This is a genomic window from Alterirhizorhabdus solaris (assembly GCF_007785815.1).
In the GTDB taxonomy this organism is placed as follows: Bacteria; Pseudomonadota; Alphaproteobacteria; order Sphingomonadales; family Sphingomonadaceae; genus Alterirhizorhabdus; species Alterirhizorhabdus solaris.
Genome location: NZ_VNIM01000195.1, coordinates 1 through 2,299, shown reverse-complemented (window position 1 = coordinate 2,299; position 2,299 = coordinate 1). Strand labels below are relative to the sequence as shown.

Below are 2,299 nucleotides of genomic sequence, written 5' to 3'. Positions count from 1 at the left end.
CATACTCGCCCGACTTCAATCCGATCGAGAACGCCTTCGCCAAGCTCAAGACGCTGCTGCGTAAAGCAGCCGCACGCACCGTCGAACAGCTCTGGCGGGTCATCGGCGAAAGCCTCGATGCCTTCACCTACGCCGCCAAGCCGCAGGCTGGGGACACGCGGTCGCGGCGGATCGAAGCGCATCGGGAGACGGTGCTGGCGCTGCACGAAGCATGGCGGGACCTCACGCTGGACGAGTTGCGTCGCGAGTTGAGTCAGGCGGGGGAGACGGTGGCGATCTCGACGCTGCACCTCTTGTTTGCCCGACACGGGATCACGCGCAAAAAGGACCGGGCACGCGGTCGAGCAGGATCGCCCCAATGTCCTGAGCGCGCGCGAGGCCTGGTTCGAAGGGCAGCTCGATCTTGGCCCCGAGCGCCTGGTGTTCATCGACGAGACTTGAGGTTGAGATCGTATTGGCGCAGGGCGCATCGACTGCCGAAGCGTGTCGGCGGATCGCTGTCAGCGAGCAGACGTACTACCGCTGGCGCAAGAAATATAGTGGGCTGAAGACCGACCACGCGCGGCGGATGAAGGATCTGGAGAAGGAAGATCTGCGGCTGCGTCGGGTAATCTCGGACCTGACGTTGTCGCTGCGCGACGAATTGCTCAACGACGAGATCTTCTACAGCCTCGCCGAGGCGAAGGTGCTGATCGAAGTCTGGCGGCGGCATTACAACACCGTCCGTCCGCACAGCAGCCTTGGCTACCGACCACCGGCCCCAGAAACAGCGTCACCGCCATCTCCGTCCGATCATCTCCACCGCCAGTGTTGCCTTGGTCGCAAACGGCGTGCCTTCGGGCACATGCGCGCTCGCCAGCCGTGCCGGATCCGTCGCCCAATTCTTTGGCAGATACAGCGTCCGGTCGACGAAGGCGTGGCCTTTGGCCGAGACATAGGCGGCGAATACGCCGATCTGGCAGTTGGTCACCTTGCCGGCCAACCCGGTTTTACTGACGTCCCACGCCGTACGACGCCTTGCCCTGCTTCAGGAACCCGGTCTCGTCGATGACCATCACCACATCATCAGCCCCCAAGCGCTCAAGCGCATAGTCGCGCACGATGTCGCAAAGGCGTCCGCATCCCACCGCCCGCGCCCCAGGATAGCCTGCTGCCGCCACGGGCCTGCGCGCCGCCGCCTCGGCACGCATCCACCCGGTTTTGCGACGCTCGTCACCCAGCAATCCGTCCGGGAAATTGTTCGCCGATGCCGCAACACGCGCTTGGCCGAACAATGGCCGCATCCGTGCCTTTACGTCGCGCAGCGAGGATGCCCAAAGCTCCAGCGTCGTCTCGATCGATGCTACTGTGACCACAACCTCCTCTGCATGGCGACCCATTGATTAAGAGGACGATCAAAGGTCCCAACTGTAACGTTAGCCCGGTCCGTGGAGGTCGCTTTTTAAAAGCGAGTCAATTTATAATGTTTCGGCTATCACAAACTATCAAATGACACTAAGTTTACTATTATACTACAAGTCTTCCTCAACATAAATGTTGCCGACACTTATTTGGTAGCCCTGTCCATAAACAGATTTAATCTTAATTTCTGACGGAAGATGTCGTCGCAATCTTGTCATGATCGCCCGTAGAGAGTTAACCGTACTCCTGCTGCCAAGCAGGGATACAATGTCAGAAGCCGGAACGACAGACCGTTCTAGCAGGAGAGAGAGTATTTTTATATAGTTTATGCGCAATTCAATGAAATCTCTCTTCCAATATACTGCCGGCGGATAATCCTCTATTATTAAGTCACCAAGAGACGAGCGATTTCCCCTGTTTACGTTACATTCGTAACAGTAACGCATACAAACTCCTTCATTATTTATTGTTAATCAAAATATATCAGTCATTGAGGGAATAATACTAGTCTATTTTGCTAAAATATCAATTTTTAACGGCAGAGCAAAACAGACCACACCATGCGACGACGCCCGAGCACATGCCCTCGTCACACAGGCAGTTCGCCGACTGGACAGTGGAGCGCCTCGCCAAGGAGTCCGGCGCCATCGGCACTTGTACCACGCTGCCGTGCGAGAAAATCATCGTCGACCGGCCCCACCATTGAATCAATCGATTCGCATCTCCGCAAGCAATTTAACAGGTCCTGAGCCTAGCATTACAGTTGCGCATTGGAGGAAACTCTGAATCAATAGGTCTCCATGGTAGGGAGGCCGTGGATGACGGGTGCATCGATCGAGAGGACGCTGGAGCTCTGGGCCTCGTCGCTGCGCGAGGTGAAGGGGCGGATGCGAGGGCT

The 2,299-nt window shown here is 57.1% G+C and carries 4 pseudogenes; 3 read left to right on the top strand and 1 reads right to left on the bottom strand.

The window, feature by feature from the left end:
• From FOY91_RS22165 to FOY91_RS22915, 3 pseudogenes are all read left to right on the top strand, one after another.
• A pseudogene (locus FOY91_RS22165) lies at window positions 1–128 on the top strand (IS630 family transposase); the annotation flags it as partial.
• 275 nt (window positions 129–403) lie between these two features.
• A pseudogene (locus FOY91_RS22920) lies at window positions 404–553 on the top strand (transposase); the annotation flags it as partial.
• A 78-nt stretch (window positions 554–631) separates the two neighbouring features.
• Window positions 632–778 (top strand): annotated as a pseudogene (locus tag FOY91_RS22915) (integrase core domain-containing protein); the annotation flags it as partial.
• A 6-nt stretch (window positions 779–784) separates the two neighbouring features.
• Here the strand turns inward: FOY91_RS22915 and FOY91_RS21175 are convergent.
• A pseudogene (locus FOY91_RS21175) lies at window positions 785–1,379 on the bottom strand (IS701 family transposase); the annotation flags it as partial.
• Window positions 1,380–2,299: the final 920 nt, after the last annotated feature.